The organism is Paradesertivirga mongoliensis (genome assembly GCF_024436395.1).
GTDB lineage: Bacteria > Bacteroidota > Bacteroidia > Sphingobacteriales > Sphingobacteriaceae > Paradesertivirga > Paradesertivirga mongoliensis.
The window spans coordinates 275,981-293,873 of sequence record NZ_JAFMZO010000004.1; the positions used below are offsets into that span (position 1 = coordinate 275,981).

The 17,893-nt window shown below is 41.9% G+C and carries 14 protein-coding genes and 1 tRNA gene; 4 read left to right on the forward strand and 11 right to left on the reverse strand.

The genetic code is table 11. The features are described from left to right. Positions 1-20: 20 nt before the first annotated feature. The 7 genes from J3P43_RS16745 to J3P43_RS16775 all read right to left on the reverse strand — a co-directional run bounded on the left by J3P43_RS16745 (position 21) and on the right by J3P43_RS16775 (position 10,286). Positions 21-1,097: a PKD domain-containing protein gene (locus tag J3P43_RS16745; RefSeq protein WP_255904593.1), complete on the reverse strand. Its 1,077-nt coding sequence runs from the start codon at positions 1,095-1,097 to the stop codon at positions 21-23. A gap of 292 nt (positions 1,098-1,389) precedes the next feature. Further along, the gene (locus tag J3P43_RS16750; RefSeq protein ID WP_255904595.1) at positions 1,390-4,617 is read right to left on the reverse strand and encodes a chemotaxis protein CheB; all 3,228 of its coding nucleotides are present in this window, start codon (positions 4,615-4,617) and stop codon (positions 1,390-1,392) included. A 287-nt stretch (positions 4,618-4,904) separates the two neighbouring features. Further along, positions 4,905-5,936 (reverse strand): chemotaxis protein CheB, encoded by a 1,032-nt coding sequence (locus J3P43_RS16755; protein ID WP_255904597.1) that lies wholly within the window; start codon positions 5,934-5,936, stop codon positions 4,905-4,907. A gap of 360 nt (positions 5,937-6,296) precedes the next feature. Further along, entirely contained in the window at positions 6,297-6,503 is a 207-nt protein-coding gene (locus J3P43_RS16760) for a hypothetical protein (RefSeq protein WP_255904599.1), read from the reverse strand. 12 nt (positions 6,504-6,515) lie between these two features. Further along, positions 6,516-6,743, reverse strand: coding sequence for a type II toxin-antitoxin system HigB family toxin (locus J3P43_RS16765; protein WP_255904601.1), 228 nt, complete (start codon positions 6,741-6,743; stop codon positions 6,516-6,518). A gap of 175 nt (positions 6,744-6,918) precedes the next feature. Next, positions 6,919-6,991: transfer RNA gene (locus tag J3P43_RS16770), tRNA-Lys, on the reverse strand. 70 nt (positions 6,992-7,061) lie between these two features. After that, on the reverse strand, positions 7,062-10,286 hold the full coding sequence (locus tag J3P43_RS16775; RefSeq protein WP_255904603.1) for an amidohydrolase family protein: 3,225 nt from the start codon (positions 10,284-10,286) through the stop codon (positions 7,062-7,064). A 297-nt stretch (positions 10,287-10,583) separates the two neighbouring features. On the opposite strand from J3P43_RS16775, the gene J3P43_RS16780 reads away from it, so the two are divergent. Then, the gene (locus tag J3P43_RS16780; protein ID WP_255904605.1) at positions 10,584-11,198 is read left to right on the forward strand and encodes a hypothetical protein; all 615 of its coding nucleotides are present in this window, start codon (positions 10,584-10,586) and stop codon (positions 11,196-11,198) included. Positions 11,199-11,208: 10 nt separating this feature from the next. On the opposite strand, the gene J3P43_RS16785 is transcribed toward J3P43_RS16780, so the two are convergent. The 4 genes from J3P43_RS16785 to J3P43_RS16800 all read right to left on the reverse strand — a co-directional run bounded on the left by J3P43_RS16785 (position 11,209) and on the right by J3P43_RS16800 (position 14,491). Continuing rightward, positions 11,209-12,693: a sensor histidine kinase gene (locus J3P43_RS16785; RefSeq protein WP_255904607.1), complete on the reverse strand. Its 1,485-nt coding sequence runs from the start codon at positions 12,691-12,693 to the stop codon at positions 11,209-11,211. Positions 12,694-12,792: 99 nt separating this feature from the next. Continuing rightward, a complete protein-coding gene (locus J3P43_RS16790) occupies positions 12,793-13,395 on the reverse strand; it encodes a hypothetical protein (RefSeq protein WP_255904609.1) in 603 nt (200 codons plus the stop codon). Continuing rightward, positions 13,382-13,876, reverse strand: coding sequence for an RNA polymerase sigma factor (locus tag J3P43_RS16795; RefSeq protein ID WP_255904611.1), 495 nt, complete (start codon positions 13,874-13,876; stop codon positions 13,382-13,384). The genes J3P43_RS16790 and J3P43_RS16795 overlap by 14 nt, the downstream gene beginning before the upstream one ends. A 93-nt stretch (positions 13,877-13,969) precedes the next feature. Beyond that, a complete protein-coding gene (locus J3P43_RS16800) occupies positions 13,970-14,491 on the reverse strand; it encodes a hypothetical protein (protein ID WP_255904613.1) in 522 nt (173 codons plus the stop codon). A gap of 64 nt (positions 14,492-14,555) precedes the next feature. Between J3P43_RS16800 and J3P43_RS16805 the strand changes: the two genes are divergently transcribed. From J3P43_RS16805 to J3P43_RS16815, 3 genes are all read left to right on the forward strand, one after another. Further along, entirely contained in the window at positions 14,556-15,923 is a 1,368-nt protein-coding gene (locus tag J3P43_RS16805; protein WP_255904615.1) for a dicarboxylate/amino acid:cation symporter, read from the forward strand. Positions 15,924-15,943: 20 nt separating this feature from the next. Beyond that, entirely contained in the window at positions 15,944-16,453 is a 510-nt protein-coding gene (locus J3P43_RS16810; protein ID WP_255904617.1) for a hypothetical protein, read from the forward strand. Positions 16,454-16,569: 116 nt separating this feature from the next. Next, the gene (locus tag J3P43_RS16815) at positions 16,570-17,796 is read left to right on the forward strand and encodes a porin (RefSeq protein ID WP_255904619.1); all 1,227 of its coding nucleotides are present in this window, start codon (positions 16,570-16,572) and stop codon (positions 17,794-17,796) included. The last annotated feature ends 97 nt before the right edge of the window (positions 17,797-17,893 follow it).

A 17,893-nucleotide genomic window follows, 5' to 3' on the forward strand; every position in this document is an offset into this window, starting at 1 on the left:
AGTTTCGGGTAGCGGGTGGTTTACTTTACCGCCACGTCCCACTGGTTGGCCCATCGGGCTTTTCCATCCGGGCCTTCAATATTAAGCACCACCAGATACTTCCCCGGGTTCTTGTATCGATGAACAGGATTTTGTTCGTTGGAGAATGTTCCATCGCCGAAGTCCCAATGCCATTTGTTGATTTTTCCGCGGCTTTGATCTTTGAAGGTTACTTCTCTTTTGGCCATGTCGGTTACAATGAATGACCATTTAGCTTCGAATGGCTTCCGATACTTCTCTTCCAGGGGTTGGAGCGTAAAAATTGTTCCTAGGCTGGAGTTGCCATACATTTTGTGGTGTTTGGATAAATTCCAGAAGCCCTTGACGGTTTCATCATTCACATCATCATAATCTATAATTGCCCAGGTCAAACCAATTTTCTTGTTGTCGAAGAGCACCGATTCAACCGCCCTGAGCGGTCCTTCAGCACCGGCATAGTCAAATGGGGTGATCCAAAATTCAGCAGTAAGCTTTCCGGATTCACCTGGTTTAAAATTGTACGAATATGCTATATTCGAATACGGGAGGTTTTTAATCCATGGCTGGCTTCCCCAGGCTAGAGCCCAGTCTTTTCCAACCGCGGGAGTAAATATGTGATAGTTCTGAGCGTGAACGCCGTGATAGGCGAAATAAGTTTCCCATCGATCAAGCTTTTGATTGGGATGTTGCTCATCGATAAGCGGACCGCCGGAAAGATCACCGTCTACCACAATCTCAAAAATGTCGTTGTGTAAGCCCGGGTGAGTAAAGTCCCAATAATTATCGTACGCTTCGTAGAGGAAGTAAAGTCTGTTTAGCCCCTTCACCCAGGCAACTTTTACCTTAACGTCGAGGTTTTTAGGATCTACCTTGGGATATTTGCCCGAATCATCCCACAGTTGATCTGTTCCCACGATCAGTTCTTTAGGAAAAGAATCCCAGTCGTCTGTTTTTCCATCTATTTTTGGGATCATATTTGCGGGAAACTGATACACTTTGTATCCTTTGTCTTCTTGCGCGGAAAGATTGTAAGTAATGAAGCAAGTTAAGCAGGCTGCTGTAAAAAGTTTAAATTTCATTGGTTTATCGGCTTTGGGAGGCAATTTAGATAATTGAATGATTTCTACTGTCCTGTGCCGGGGGGCGAAATGCGTCAATACTTTTAGAGAACTATAACGGCGACGGACCTGGGATGCTAAATCCGTCTTTGTCCATACTAAGTACAATCGGGGGCTTCAAGCGCTTTCCGCAGAATGGCTTAACTAAAGCTGTGGGATAAGGAATCATCCTGGGTTCCAGGTGACGCTTCACTTTCTCAATGACTGGTTTAAATAAGGTGCCATTTAACAGCCTTGGTGGGGGATGACTTTATTAGTTCGTGGCTGACGGGAGTACATTCAGAACCTTATGTTGTAATCCATGCTCCGAATTAATTTTAAACTGAATAATAAACTTCGTTCCCTTACCCGGTTCACTTTCAACCGTTATAGAACCATTTCCGGCGTCGATAAGCTTTTTAGCGAGAGATAAACCGATACCTTGTCCTTCAACATCATGATGAAGGCGTCCATACATATCAAAGATCCTGGGTAAATCTACTTTGTTTATGCCAATTCCGTTGTCTTCTACAGTCAGCGTTATAGAATCTTGTTTAAGTCTAGTGCTCACTTTAATCGCTGGTGGCTGATCATTAGTAAATTTAATAGCATTCGAAATCAGGTTATATATTATACTTCTAAGGTTCTTTTTGGAGAAATTGATACGCTTCGCCTTCAAATCCCGGGTAATGACAGCCCCGGATGAGATGATTTTATCCTCAAGACTCCATTCTATATTATCCAGTAGTTCATTAAGATCAATCATCTCAGTTTCAATTCTTCCATGTTCAATTTTTCCAATAACTGAAAGATCCTTTATCAGAGCCCTGAATTTTTTTACCGAAGAGTTAATTATAAACAGGAATTTAGCGAGTTTAGGATCACTAACCTTTATTTTATTCATCACTGCTATGCTCCCTTCGATATTAGCAAGCGGTGCAAGTAAATCATGCGATGCGGTGTTTACAAAATTGTCAAGATCGGTATTGATGCGCAATAAACTTGTGTTTTTCTGATCGAGCTCAAGCTGAACCCTTTTCAATTGCGTAATATCATTGAAGGTAATAATTGCGCCGTTACTTTTATTATCAGACTGAATATACGGCATCGTCATTATCTGATACCACTTGCCATCATTAGCTTCAATCTCTTTTGTAATAACTGTTTGGTCTGTAATAACTTTTTTAATATCCTCTATGAAGGTTTCGAATTTTATATTGGTTGAAATATTACTTAAGGGCCTTCCTACATCGGTTGGTAACAGGTTGATTTGCTTAACAGTTCCGGGTGAAAACTTCATCAAAAGCAAGTCGTTGTTTACAAACAATTGTCCGTTTACATTGCTTCTAAAGTAATTATTGAGATCATCGTTAAGTTCAAGCAACTCTTTGTTCTTTAACTGGTAGTCTGTATTTATGGTATGTAGTTCCTCATTTACCGACTGCATTTCTTCATTGGAACTCTGCATCTCTTCATTCGCGGAGAGGAGCTCTTCATTAAAAGATTGCATGTTTTCGTGGGATGCATCCAACTGCAGGTTTACTGATTGAAGGTTGTTTTTAAGTTCATTTACCTCCTGTTCGAGGTTGAGAACATACTGATCGAGATAGATCTTTTCATCAAAAATACTTTCTTCATTTCCCGAGCCTGTGATTCTGTCGTCCTCTGAAAGTGTAACGGAGAACAATCTCGGTCCATCCTTTGTCAAATGTAATGGACATACAGATAGATTTACTTTGATTGTCTTTTCCCCATACTGTGTTTTTATTCCCCTCACCCAGGCCTTTTTATTTGTCTTAATCACCTTTGCACTTATTGTGTTGAATGCAATGAGCAGTGGTCTGGGCAGCAATTCGGTGAGATTTGAAGTGAGGATCTTCTGCAGCATGTACCTGGAGGTATCACCGTAAGTTTTCACTACCTGATGGTTTTCATCAACGCAAACTACCAGGCAGTCAAATTCGCTTGTTAGATCAGCATTTACTAAACTGTCTAATGTTTGTTTAGCGGTGTGTTGGTCTTCCTTTAAACTGAAACTGGAGTTGTTTTTTTTATCAACTAACAGGGGAAGAGAGAATGCATCGAAGCGCACGATCTTTTTGCTTTCAATATTTTTGTAAATCTTCCACTTCTTGTCGATTGTTTCCAGACTTTCATTAATACTAAGTGGGTTTTCACTTGCACCGAGAAATAAATACCCATTTTTTTTAAGCCCGAATAAGAGAAGTGTATGTATTTTTTGTTGTAGGATCGGGGTCATGTAAATGAGCAGGTTACGACAGCTTATGAGTTGCATATTGCAATAAGGCGGATTCTTAACAAGGTCGTGCCGAGCAAAAATTACCATTTTGCGTATTTTAGGTTTTACCTTATAGTCCTTTCCTTCTCTGATAAAGTATTTCTTGAGGCGCTCGGAGCTTACATGCTTTTCGATATCTTTATTATAAATACCCCTTCCTGCAAACGCCAGCGCCGCATGGTCGATGTCTGTAGCAAATATCTTTACAACAGGTTCTTCTTTGTTCTCGTCCAGTTGTTCGTGAATCAGAATAGCCATTGAATAAGCTTCTTCACCGGTGGCACAACCTGCTATCCATACTTTAAGCTCATCTTCTGGTTCAAGTTTTGATAAAATATCGGGTACCACCTCCTTCTCGATAATGTCGAATGCTTCCTTATCACGAAAAAATGCTGTCACACTGATAAGATATTCTTTAGAAAGAGCCTCGACTTCTTCCGGGGTAATTTTCAGGAAACCAAGATAGGTCTTCAACGATGTAAAACCGCTGTTCAAGGCTCTTCTCTTGGTTCTTCTCAAAATAGTATTTAGCTTATAATCCGAAAAATCGTGTGGCGACTGTGTTTTTATTATTTCAAGAACTGCTTTGATGTGCTTTGCATCGTCTTTGTTATCAGCTAATATACCATGGTCTTGTTTTACATAATCCTCAATGGTTTGAGGCATAAATTCCGGCTCTAAAACAAAATCAACCAATCCCGTCGAAATAGCGCTTGAGGGCATGCTTCCAAATTCAGAAGTTTCGGGGTTGCGGGCAATCACCATCCCGCCGGCGCCTTTAATTGCTTTAATGCCTTCTGTACCATCAGAACCCAACCCCGATAAAACTATACCAATTGCTTTTTCACCGCAGTTAACAGCCAGAGAATTAAAAAAAGTGTTGATCGTCAAATACGGTCCGCGGCTGTCTGATTTTTCGGTTAAATGAAGTTTATTATCCACAATGGTCATAAACTTATCGTTAGGAATTAAATAGACCTGGTTGGATCTAACCTGCAGTCCATCCAGAGCTTCACTAACCTCGAGTTTGCTATGGCGGGCAAGTAGTTCGACCATACGGCTCTTAAAATCCGCAGATAGGTGCTGAACTATTACATACGCCACGCCGTCCGTTGGAGTATGATCAAAAAAAGCGTTTATTTCCTCCATGCCGCCCGCTGAGGCACCAATGGCAATAATATGGTGGGGGTCTTTCAAAAGCATAGATAGGAAGTGTTTGATTTCATGATGGATGGGTACCCCATAAATATACACATTTATAACTGGGTAGCTCTATTTGTGTAATTAAAGTGATAACCGGAGGAAAAGACAGGCGTCCGAACTTGGCAGGAAGCGCAGCGCTGAGAGGTAAGGATAGAGGCTTCTATCTGATTTTTTAGGGTAATTAGCCATTTTTCGACTGTCAGAAGCGATTCTAAATTCCGCCCCCTGAGCTCGTAAATATAGACTCGTAACGTCTTTAATAAGATTGGTGATTGGATTTAAGCTATTTACCCCGGCAAGTCTTTGGAAGTTCCTTTATCATTTGACTTTAATATTGCTTTAATACGATCGATATGAACCCCTGATAATTCAGCTCTCTCCAGTGCTGATTTTGCAGTGGCACCGCCATGCTCCCGGGCCATAGTAGTTAGTAGATTCTTTCTTTCTTCAAACATCCTTAAGGCAGTCCACATGGTTTCTTCGATTTTCATTGTTTGCTCAGCAAGTAAAGATGATTCTGTATAAGCGTGGCCGGTATGGCAGCGATAACGGATGGGCCAACTATCGCTAACTTTCCATAATACGCCTCCGCAACCCGGGCAATTAAACGGAACCTGATCGCCCAAAGCGTTTACGGACGGCAGATCACTTAATACCCGCTGAGCAATTTTAGCTTCTATTTGAATGTCCTTTGGAATTGATTTTAATTTTCCCAATTTCCGTGACATAAGCTGATAGAGTAAGCCTCCCATTTCCGAAATAGGTAAACAGTGGTCTACTTCAACATGGGCTAATGCGTTTTTTGGCATATCAGGGTATTCTGCATCTTCCGGGTCCTGAACAATGCAGATTCCTCCACATCTTTTTATTACTTCGAGGCCTGCAACTCCATCGTCTAAATACCCGGTTAATATAATACCCACAACCTTATTTCTAAAAGCTACAGCAGCAGATCGGAATAATGGGTCTATTCCTGGACGGGATCTGTTTTCAGCAGCTCCCTTGGTCACCAGCATTGTTTGATCCCTATCTATCATCAGGTGATGGTCTGAAGGTGCCAGATATAAATGGCCGGGTTTAATAATTCCACCACTTATAGCATGTTCACATTTCAGTTTGCCCAGGCTATTCAGCGCATCTAACAATACATTTCCATTGGCATCAGGTGAAATGTGCTGAACCACCAACATAGGAGCCGGAAAATCTTCCTGCAACTGGTTAATTAATTTTTTTAGTGCGAGCAGTCCTCCGGCAGAAGTTCCAATTACAATAACTTGGGGTATAGAATGTGTTTTATTTACTCGTTTGCGGCTATCCATAGAGTGATTTGTCAATAGGTGAGACGTATTTAGCCTAATCTAACAAAAATCTTTTAATAGTGCTTTTTTGCCTTGTTGTTAGGTTGAGCAAAAAATCTAGTTTATAGTGACAAGTGAAAGCCTCTTGTCTCACTTTTTTATATAACCCGAAGCTTCGCAATGGTCTGGAATACATAAGAAGACATAAAAGGAGGGAAGATAACCAGTCCGTTTACCAGCAGGTGACTATTTCTCATCGCAGATGAGGGAAGCTCTAACCCTGTCTACACCAGTTTATAAGGACGGTTAAAAGCCTCCTGTCTCACTTTGAAGTACTCAGCAAGCTTCCTGATTACTTCTTTAGACAAGCCTTTTTTATAGTTAGGAGCGAAGCATCGTTATAGGATCAGTCTCCTGGAAGGTATTGTTATCCTCATCATACTTCTCAATTAAAAGCGTAAGCAAGTCAATTTCATCCTGCACTTGGTCAGTATGGTTCTCGCTTAATAACCTTTCCAGTTGATCACAGTATTCGTTATACTGGTCTTTGTTCTTTATTACGGTATATTTAATTGCTGTAGTTACCATGGTCAATAGATATTAATTATACTGTTCACCTTGTGTGCAAATCTTGTCGTAATCCGCATGTGTGCCCATCCAGCAAACAGATAAATGAGCTTGTTTTGCTCCAAAAACATACTTGCAGATCATCCTGAAATTATTCCCACCAATCTCAAAGATTACCCGGTTACTGCCTTTTCCAAAAAGGTCGGTAGTGTTGAAGGTGAACTTTATTTGGAGTTTATATTGACAACCGTATTCTAACATGAAGATGCAAAAAATCGTTTGGCGTTCAAATAAAGGTAGGAGGAGAGGTAACAGAAAATGCCTGATACATTCTATCAGGCATTTTCTGTTCTATCATTTGCAGTCAAACTTTCTGCAAAGTTCCTGCAAATTTTTCAAGCGGCCAAATTTTAATTTGTAATAGCTTGATTTCCAGTGACCTGGGAGAGGCTCGAACTCTCGACCCACTGATTAAGAGTCAGTTGCTCTACCAACTGAGCTACCAAGTCTGGTGGTCCAAAGTAACGAAATAAATTATTCAAACCACATATTTAATAAAAGCCATGCGCCATCATGCCATTAATCACACTCTGGTGTGGTAAATGTATGCGTTTCAGTATCGCCTGGCCCGAAGCTTTCTGCTCTGACATTCTCCCACCAAAACCTGCCGCGAACTTTATCGCTTCCAAACTCATTCATGGTTTCTGCATCGTACAATCTGCCGTTGAGCATTACATATTTAATTTTATCCGAGTTACGGATATCCTCGAGTGGGTTCTCGGTCAAAACGATGAGATCTGCCAGTTTTCCATTCTCGATAGAGCCAAGTTCTTTAGCTAATCCTAAATACTCCGCCCCGTTAAGCGTTGCACTTCTGATGGCCTGCAATGGTGACATTCCGCCCTGAGCAAGCATCCAAAGCTCCCAATGGGCGCCCAATCCCTGGATTTGCCCGTGCGAACCAAGGTTTACTTTGGTGCCTCCGTCAGCTATTTGCTTTGTTGCTTTGGACACATCGATATGGCCGTAATCACCAAATTCTGATGTAGACCGGCGGCGCGACCGGCTGTCAATAATAGAACGTGGCGTAAAAGTTAGCAAGCGTTCATTCTCCCAGACATTGGTCCTGTCGTACCAAAAATTCTCTCCCGACTGCGATCCATAACTTACAATGAGAGTGGGTGTATAAGCTGTTTTGCTGGCGTTCCATAAGGCCTTCACATCTTTATAAACAGGAACTACCGGGATGTTATGTTCAATACCCGTATGGCCATCCAGAATCATCGACATGTTGTGAAAGAATGTTGAGCCACCTTCCGGCACTACCTCCATTTTGAGCTCGCGGGCTGCCTGCATAATTTGCTGGCGCTGCTCGCGGCGGGGCTGGTTGTATGATTTTACTGAAAATGCGCCAACTGCTTTCATTCTTCTTAAATGTGAGCGCGCGTCGTCCAGACTGTTGATTACGGCCTTGAAATCACCGTCTGCGCCGTATAAAATGGTGCCTGTTGAATAGAGTCGGGGTCCAATCATCCTTCCGGCTTTGAGCATTTCCGACTGGCTGAATACCATTTCTGTATTACTAGATGGATCATGAGAGGTAGTAACACCAAAAGCCAGATTGGCGAAATATGACCAATCCTGTTGTGGTGAAATTCCATCGGGACTGGTAGGTAAATGCGCATGGACATCAACGATTCCGGGCATAATAGTCTGGCCGGCGGCATCGATGATCTTCGCGTCGTCAGGAACTCTAACCTGGTTAGCCGAACCTACCGCAACAATCTTATTTTGTTCTATTATTAAAGTGCCGTTTTCAATCACCTCATCGCCCTTCATAGTAATGATACGGGCGTTTACAAACGCTATTTTTCCGTCCGGTAGGTCGGTCTTTAACCTCAGGCCGATCTCTATGCCCGTGGAATCGATAGCCGGCAGGTTAGATGGGGCTCCATCCACGAAAGTGAACGAGTTTTTAATTTCATGCGAGAAGTATTCTGAACCCAGGGTCCAGTTTAACTTTTTGCTATCGCTGCTCCAGTGCAGGGATATGCCCGCATCGCGGGTAACTCTGCTCAGTGGGAGTGATTTGTTGCCGGATGATAAGTCGAGCGAGTTGTTGGTATTTACCAAGGGGGTTACGTAGGCATTAAATAACTCGGTAAAAGCAAGCCATTTACCATCAGGACTCGGTACAAACTGATTAGCGTACTGCGATACATAATGATTGCGAATCTGGCCGCCGTTAAGATCCATGCTCTTAAACGCTTTTTTTCCTGCTTCGCTTCCCTGGAAATAGATTCTGGTATCGTTTTGACCAAACATAGGCCTTATGCCATGGTCAGAAATCTTAGTAGGGTTTCCGCCGTTTAGGGATAACATATAGATCCCCGGGATTTTGCCGTAGGTGAACCCTAAGGTGTTATTGCCACTGCCTTTTCGATAAACTATTTTATCTCCTTTTGATGAAAACCGCGGTGAGTAATAGAATCCTTTTTCATAGGTAAGGCGGGTAATCTCCCGCGTTTTCAGATCTATCCTATTTATGGTGGCCTTTTCCTCATCGTTCCAGCTTACATACACAAGCGATTTGCCGTCGGGGCTAAACGCAGGTTCATATTCAAAGTCGGTACCCGTTGTTAAACGTTCTGGTCTTCCGTTGGGTATGTTTTTAAGATAAATATAGCCGGCAGCATTAAAAGCTACCTGTTTACCATCCGGGGATGTCGTCAGTTGGCGGATCATCTTCGAATCGAACTCTTCAGTAAAAACACGTTTGTTGAAATGCAGCGCCTCTGTTATACTGTGAACGGAGTTAACTTCAAAGGGAATAACCGAAACTTCCTGCAAATTGATATCCAGGTTCCGGATCTTGCCCTTAGCGTAAAAAATGATGTTGCGGCTGTCTGGAGTAAAGGCAAACGACGGATAAACACCAAAAACAGCCCAGGTTTCCTGCATATCTTTCGACAGATCGTTATAAACCGGCCATTCTTCACCACTGTTAAGATCATGCAGATAAAGAACCGATTTAAGTCTCACACGTTTTACAAAAGCCAGATATCTGCCGTCGGGAGAAATCCTGGGACGAGCAGCTCCGCCTTGCCCGCCGGTAATTGTTTCAATCGCACCGCTTTCGCGATTGAGGCGTTTTATAACATAAATGCCGCCGTTTGGATCTTTATTATATTGAAAAAGTGGTCCTGGGCTATCGTCTTCACTAAAGTAGACGTATTTTCCATCCGGTGAAACTTCTGGTTCACCGGCGTCCTGCTGATCATTCTTTTTCTTCGTGAGCTGTATCCCTTCGCCTCCTGTGTAATGGTACATCCACATTTCTCCGGCACCGAGCGAGCGTGTAGCGGTAAAATGCTTTCGGGCGATCAGATATTGATTGTCCGGAGTCCATACCGCGTTATTGAGTAAGCGAAAGTTTTCTTTGGTAACCGCGCGTTTTCTCGAACCATCGGCATTCATCACCCAGATATTGTCGCCGCCGTCTTTATCGCTTGTATACGAGATCATTTTTCCGTTTGGACTAAAGCGGGGCTGGACATCAAATGCAGGACCTCCGGAAATAACCGTCGCCTTTCCGCCCGTGATGGGCATTTTATAGATATCGCCTAACAGATCAAAGACAATGTCTTTCCCGTCGGGACTGACGTCGAGGTTCATCCAGGTTCCTTCGTCGGTACTAAATGAAATATTTTTGGTCGGGCCGGTAGGTTTTTCAATATTCCACCTGGGCTGTCCATAAGCCACACTTACAATAAAGGATAGAGCAATAATATACGCTTTTTTCATTATCAGTTAAACCAACAAATATATTCTTATGTACCTTGATGAACTAAATTTCTATGTAAATATTATGTGTCTTTTTAAAACGGCTGAACAGCTCTGCGGCATTGATTATTTATTCGATCCACGTAAAACTTACCATTGCTGGAGACGCTTGATGATAAAGTTGTTGTGAATTATGCCGGAAAACATGCTACATTTGGATTTGACGATGCACATATTTGGAATTGCATCATAAATTTAATCCGGTTTTTGTACCTAAGATTCCGGCTGTTTTAATAAATAAATTGATTATTACCTGTAATGAAGAGATCCATCCTGTTTTTAACCTTTGGTTTAACAGCTTTTATATCCTGTACTTCCAAAGAGCCGAAAAAGGCAGAGTCGTCTATCACTAAAGTGGTTTTACCACCGCCTTTTCGCTACCACAATTCTATCGAAGTTACACCCGGCCTCACATTCGATGTTTTGAGCTGGGGCCGTGGTTCTGAACATGTGGGGCAATATCTTATCCTTCGTTCGGATTCTGCCGACGTGAAGTACAGTACTATCTCAGAAGAACTCGAGGGAGATATTACCGACTCATGGAATATGGATCTGGACTCAGATGGTAATCCGGAAATTTTTATCCGGGCGAAAGGACAGGACAAGGATTCTTATTTTAAGTTATATATCCATGAGTTTTCTGAAGGAGGATCCTCTCAGGAGCTTAAATTCCCCGAACTTACATCCTCTACCAAAAAGAAATATCGCGGTAAAGATTCTGTATATGTGAAAGAGGGTAATTTATTCAGAGAGTTTCCGTTGTACGATGAAAAAGATACTGCAGGAATCACTCCGGTTGAAAGAAAACGCCTGGAGTATACCCTTAAAGGTAACCGCTTTGATATTCATGAGTTAAAGGAAGACGAAAACTAAGCTGCAGGCTTTATACATTCACCGGGAGTACCACAAAAAAGGTGGCGCCTCCTGAATTATTATTTTCGACCCATATTTTTCCTCCATGCTGTTTTACGATTTCGGAGGAGATGTATAAGCCTATCCCCAGGCTTTGGGTGTCGTTTTTTGAGAGTTCATCAACCCGGTAAAATTTCTCAAATACTTTGGTCTGGTTGATGCTCTCGATACCCGTTCCATAATCTTTGACACTGATATAAATGAAATCCTGCTTCTGTTTTATCTCAATTTCCACTTTATCAGCTTTCGGTGAATACTTCACCGCGTTGTTGATCAGATTTACAAATACCTGCTCTATTCGCGAACGATCAATATTTATGATGTAATCTTTATCGGACCTGAAACTTATAATATGCGATGTGTAGAGCAGCTGGCTCGAATTAACAACATCACGAACTAAGCTGGTAATGTCAGTCGGCTGCTTTTCAACACGTAGCTTGCCCGACTGAATTTTAGAAATATCGAGCAAATTGAGTATCAGTTTATTTAGTTTGTCAGAAAAACTATCCGCTTTTCTCAAAAGATTTATGACCTGTTCTGTCGGCCTCGTTTCGATTTCCCTTAAGGCCAGCTGTACATAGGCCTTCATGCTCGTGAGTGGTGTCTTAAGTTCATGGCTCGCTATCGTCAGAAAATCCATCTTTTGGGCATCTTCAAGCTTTGTTTTTTCAAGCTCAAGGTCTTTCTGCCTCAAAATCTGTTCATTTTTCTTCTTCTCTGAAATATCATTCATAAAGGCGATAAAGAACCATTGGTCTTGAAGTTTGACGCTCGAGATGTTCAGGTTTATGGGGAATTCGCGATTGCTTTTATCAATCGCCGGGACCTCGATTGTTTTGTTCAACACCGGACCTTCGCCTGTTGCCAGGAAATGCCTTAGACCCCTGTGGTGGGCTTCACGGTATTCGATTGGGATAATAAATGCGGCCAGTTGCTGGTTGATCACCTCTTTACGCGAGTATCCGAATATCTCTGATGCCTTTAAGTTCCATTCAACAATAATTTGCTGTTCGTCGATAATTACTACAGCATCGGGAGCATTCTCAAGGAACTGGCTGAACTTTAACAGGTGTTCCTGCTGTAGTTTCTCTTTTTCCTTTTTTACAGTGATATTTCTAAAAACGCCACGGGTGTGAAGGAATTTATTTTCATGAAAAAAGGGGCGGAGGTGGCCTTCTAAAATAACTGGTATCATCCCCTTGGCGATAAAGGTAATTTCCAGATCATCCCTGTTTTGGTGGTTTATGCAAGCGTCCCGGTAGGTTTTGTAAGTGTCTGCTTCAGCTGGATCGATAAATTCATAGATGGATTTACCTTTCACTTCTTCAAGAGCATAACCTAAGTTAAGGAGCCAGGCCGGATTTACCATTTCAATTTCTCCCTCCAGGCTCACATACTGGATAAGATCGCTGGTATTTTCAAACAGGTCTTTAAAATAAACGTCGGTTAAGTTCAATCTATATGAATTGGTGGCAGCAAAAATCTTAAAATATGTGATGTTTACAAAACGAGTACCTGCTTTGCAAACCTTTTCCGAAACAGTAACCCGATGTGTCTAATTATGTTCTGTAGAAAATTGTTTCTCCAGTCGCTCAAGTTTTTCGATCATTCCGGTTAATCTTTCCTGCTCGCGACGGATATAAGTTTTCATCAAATACCAGCATATTATAAACCAAAGAGCGATAGCAACGATGCCCGCGATTGTATGCCATAGTGGCGAACTAAAGTAAATTTCAACGAAGTAAAGCCCGAAAGCAATTCCGATAAAAATGCTGTAAACTGTATACTTGCGTGTGTTTAAGGCATAGCGTTTCCGGCGATAATCTTTCAAATAGCTGATATATTCTTCAGGTTCTTTTAATAAATGCTCACTGTTGGAAATGCTTCGGTAGTCTCGTACCTGTACAAAAAGATAATACAGGCAACAAACTAAGAAGATTAACAGCGACAGATGAGTGGTCCACATCATCGAGGAGCTGTCTAGCCATATCAAAGCAAAAAGTACGATGGCAAAAAACATTCCAATTGTTTCAACCAACAGTTTGTTGGCAAAGCTGGCTTTTGATTTTCTGATACCTTTCAGAATATCTTCGTAGCTGAGCCTGGGCGCTGCAAGCTGACTGTGCCATATATCTTTCAGTGCATCAAAATCTTTCATAACGATTGTATATTTCAGTCAGTTTGTGTTTAATACGATGGATCTTCACTCTTAAATTTCCTTCAGAGACCCCCGAGATCTCGGCTATTTCTGCATAAGGCACTTCATCTAATACCATCGAAATAACAATACGCTCGGTTTCTTCCAGTTGAGCGATGCATTTATACAAGAGGGCAACCTGTTCATTCTTTTCAGATATCTCTTCGCCCCTCGTTTCTATAATATTGTCTGTGAGTTCGTCCTTCGCTTGTCTTTTTTCAACTCTTAACCAGGAGAGGCAGGTGTTTACAGCAATCCGGTAGATCCATGTCGATATCATAGCCTGGTTGCGAAATTTATCGAGATTTTGCCACACCTTCATAAAAGTCTCCTGCATCAGGTCGTTAGCGGCATCTTCGTCGCCGGTATAACCGTAGCATAAATGATAAATCTTTTTGGAGTTCGCTTTAAAGATTTCCTTGAAAAGAGCTTCTTTATTCATCTTATAAACTTAAGATGAGGAAAAACCGTATCTGTTACAAATAAATTCAATTTGTAAATGGTGGTCTTTATCGCAAAACCTGCATTTGCGATCTTACAGCCGAAAGTCATTCTTGTTAAAAAACCTAACCCTATTATCCGCTTCTTCGAGAAGTTGCTCATATGTCGAGCTATAGTCAAATTGCAAGTCTTCATGCAGTTTAGGAAGGATTTTCTTTATTTTTTCCATCTGACGGCTGAAAATAGTTTGCAAGGGTTTATGCGAAGAGCGGGTATCAGCATACTCGAGAAAGTTGGTGCAGAACCACAGTAACAGCTCGATTTCTACTTCTTTCGATCCGGTATATTTAGCATGTTTGGTAAGGAGACGGACGATCTTCCTTAATTCTTTAGTGCTGGTGTACGCCGACCGGTTTAAATTCTGGAAGTTAAGGAGTAGTTCTGATTTAACCTCTTCGGCATAATTAAGTGGGTTATCAGCTTCGTACAATAAGTAACTCAGGAGCTCTTTATTGTCTTTTTTATACTTGGCAAGCCGCAAACAAATCTCGGTTAAAGCCTCACTATTATGCGATTTTAGCTCTTTTTTTATATCGCTTAATTTTTCTACTCTCATTAATCGCTTCGGTTTGACGGGTAAATCTAATTATTTACATTTGTTCAGTCATTAAATTCCTTTTATGAGGTTAAAACAGGCAGGATACGCTGCTATAATTGCCATATTTATTGCTGCCCTGCTTACTTTCTTTAACTCTTATAATATCCTTGCTGTTTCTCCTATTGCGCTTATCTTTTCAAGATGGCTTGCAATTGCCTGTCTGATTTTATACGCTATTAAAAAAGGTTCGCTAACCACCTGGATCTTAATATCCATGGTAATAGGCGCGGCAATAGGGCACGATTACCCAGAGATTGGAATGAAACTCCAGGTGCTCAGCAAAGTTTTCCTGAAGATGATTAAAACGATCGTCGCCCCGCTGTTATTTGCCACACTGGTTTACGGTATTGCCGGACACGCCGATCTGAAGCAGGTTGGACGAATGGGCTGGAAAGCTATTCTATATTTCGAGGTGGTTACCACTATTGCGCTGTTTATTGGTTTAGCTGCAATTAATCTTTCGCAGGCAGGTGCCGGAATACAAATGCCTGTTGGAGCGCAGGAAGAACTGCCCGATGTACCTCCGCAAACGCTGAACGATATTATACTTCATATCTTCCCCGAAAATATTGCTAAATCTATCGCCGAAGGGCAGATCTTACAAATCGTAGTTTTCAGTATCTTATTTGGGATTGCTTTAGCTATGGTACGGGAAGATAAACGTCTTCCGATGCTTAAAGCTACAGAAAGCTTATCCGAGGTGATGTTCAAGTTCACCAATATTGTGATGTATTTTGCCCCTATAGGAGTGGGAGCAGCCATTGCTTACACCGTTGGGCACATGGGACTGGGCATACTGATCAACCTTTTTCAGTTACTAGCCACTTTATACGTGGCATTGATCGTGTTCCTGCTGGGGATCTTACTGCCAATTGCACTCATTGTGGGTGTTCCTATTAAGAAGTTCCTGGAGGCCATTGCGGGCCCCGTTTCCATTGCGTTTGCCACAACCAGCTCTGAAGCCGCCCTGCCGCGTGCTATGGAGAATATGGAGAAGCTGGGTGTTCCGCGAAAAATTGTTGCTTTCGTAATGCCAACCGGCTATAGCTTTAATCTCGATGGTACCACACTTTATCTTTCACTGGCTTCGATCTTTGTAGCACAGGCTGCAGGCATGGACCTAAGTTTAACACAGCAACTGGTTATTGTATTCACCCTGATGCTGACCAGCAAGGGAGTAGCGGGGGTTCCGAGGGCTTCTTTGGTTATCTTATTAGGAACCGCAGCATCGTTCGGAATGCCTACCTGGCCAATCTTTATCATTTTAGGGATTGATGAGCTGATGGATATGGCAAGAACTTCGGTGAACGTTATCGGAAATTGCCTGGCGACGGTGGTAGTGGCAAAATGGGAAAATGAATTTAATCCCGAAGTTGAAATTAATGAATAATACCCCACATTAAAATTTATATGTCGAACAGATCGAAGAAGATTTTCTTAGCCTTAAGTGTAGTAGTCCCTTTCCTTATCTATTGCTTTTATTATTATGGGATGATGGTTAAAAACGCACCCTATAAGTTCTCTGAATTTGAGTCTTTTACCTTCAAATATGGATTAGGTGATAGTCTTGTCAATCAATACGATTCTAAGACGGCTCAATATCAATATGTAACCGACAAAGATTCGCTGGTAAAGAAAAAAGTAAAGCTTTCTAAAGATCAACTTCTATATCTGCACCGCAAGGCCGCCCAATTGGGATTCTGGAATTTCCCTTCGGAAATAGTTAATTCAGAAGAAACCTCAAGGCCGAATTCTCCGCATTATTATATTGAGTTTAATTACGAGCGTAAAACTAAAAAAGTATTGTTTGACCTTGACTTTAATGGAGATCCGAAGCTAAAAGACGCCGTCCGGCACTTGATTGAAGAGCTGAGCAGCATGATTAATGATGCGGAAGATCAAACCAACCAGCGGCGCTAAATCGGTCGTTGAGAGTGTTAAGTTAATGTTAAGCCTGAATAATCATTTGGTTAAATCTGCGCCAGAGCTAATATTGCATTAACATTAAATATATTTTTGCGGCATATTAATGCAACATGAGGTATTTAAAGTTAATAGCAGCCCTAGTTTTTGTATCGTTTTCCGCTCTTTCACAAGAGACTAAGATTGATACCGCAACCAAAGTTCCCGAAGCCACAAAGCCAGCTGAGGCTAAATCAGAGTGGTATCAAAAAATCAACTTAAGGGGTTATGCGCAAGTACGTTATAACCGCCTGCTTGAAACAAACCAGGATTTACAGTGCGAGCAATGTGATAAATCCTGGGGTAAGAACGGAGGGTTTTTCCTTCGTCGTCTTCGTCTGGTTTTTTCAGGTCAAATAAGCAATCGTTTATATTTTTATATCCAACCCGATTTTGCATCAAGTCCGGATGGCTCAAATAACAATTTCGGGCAGATAAGGGACGCCTATTTTGATCTGGGTTTGGATACTGAAAATGAGTTCCGTCTTCGTTTCGGACAGAGTAAAGTTCCTTATGGATTCGAAAATATGCAATCCAGCCAAAACAGACTTCCTCTAGATCGTAACGATGGCTTGAATAGCGCCATTAGTAACGAGCGCGATCTTGGAGTGTTTTTCTATTGGGCGCCTAAGAAGATCCGCGAACGATTCGCTTATCTGGTGAGCTCAGGACTGAAAGGCTCTGGTGACTACGGAGTGTTTGCCTTAGGAGCGTATAACGGCCAGACAGCAAATAAAAACGAAGCAAATAATCAGCCGCATATCGTTTCGCGTTTTTCATATCCCATCCAGATTGGCAAGCAAATTATCGAGCCAGGTATCCAGGCCTATCACGGCAAGTATGTCGTATCATCGATAAGTACAGGTGTTCAGGCCAAGCCCCAAAATCAATACCGCGATCAGCGTGCCGCCGCCAGCTTTGTATTGTACCCGCAGCCTTTTGGTTTGCAGGCCGAATACAACATAGGCACCGGCCCGGAATATAATGTGGCCACAAATACTATCGAACAGACCAGCTTGCGTGGGGGATATGCACTTGCATCCTATGCACTGAAGTTTAATAAGCAGCTGTTTTTCCCATTTGTGCGGTACCATTTTTATGATGGCGGAAAGAAATTTGAACGCGATGCGAGAACCTATAAAGTAAAAGAACTTGAAATTGGTACAGAATGGCAGCCGTTTAAAAACTTCGAGCTGGTAACCATGTATACTATTTCAAAAAGACGCTTTGAAGATGCGGCCAGACCATTTAACGATCAGCAGGGAAATCTTTTAAGAATCCAGTTTCAGTTTAATTATTAACCAGCAACGCTTGATTTCTGTGAGATGCGGGGGATAACTTCAACCCCTGATCTCACAGATTTTTTTTGTTAAGTAAAAAAAGACGGCTGCTTTACTT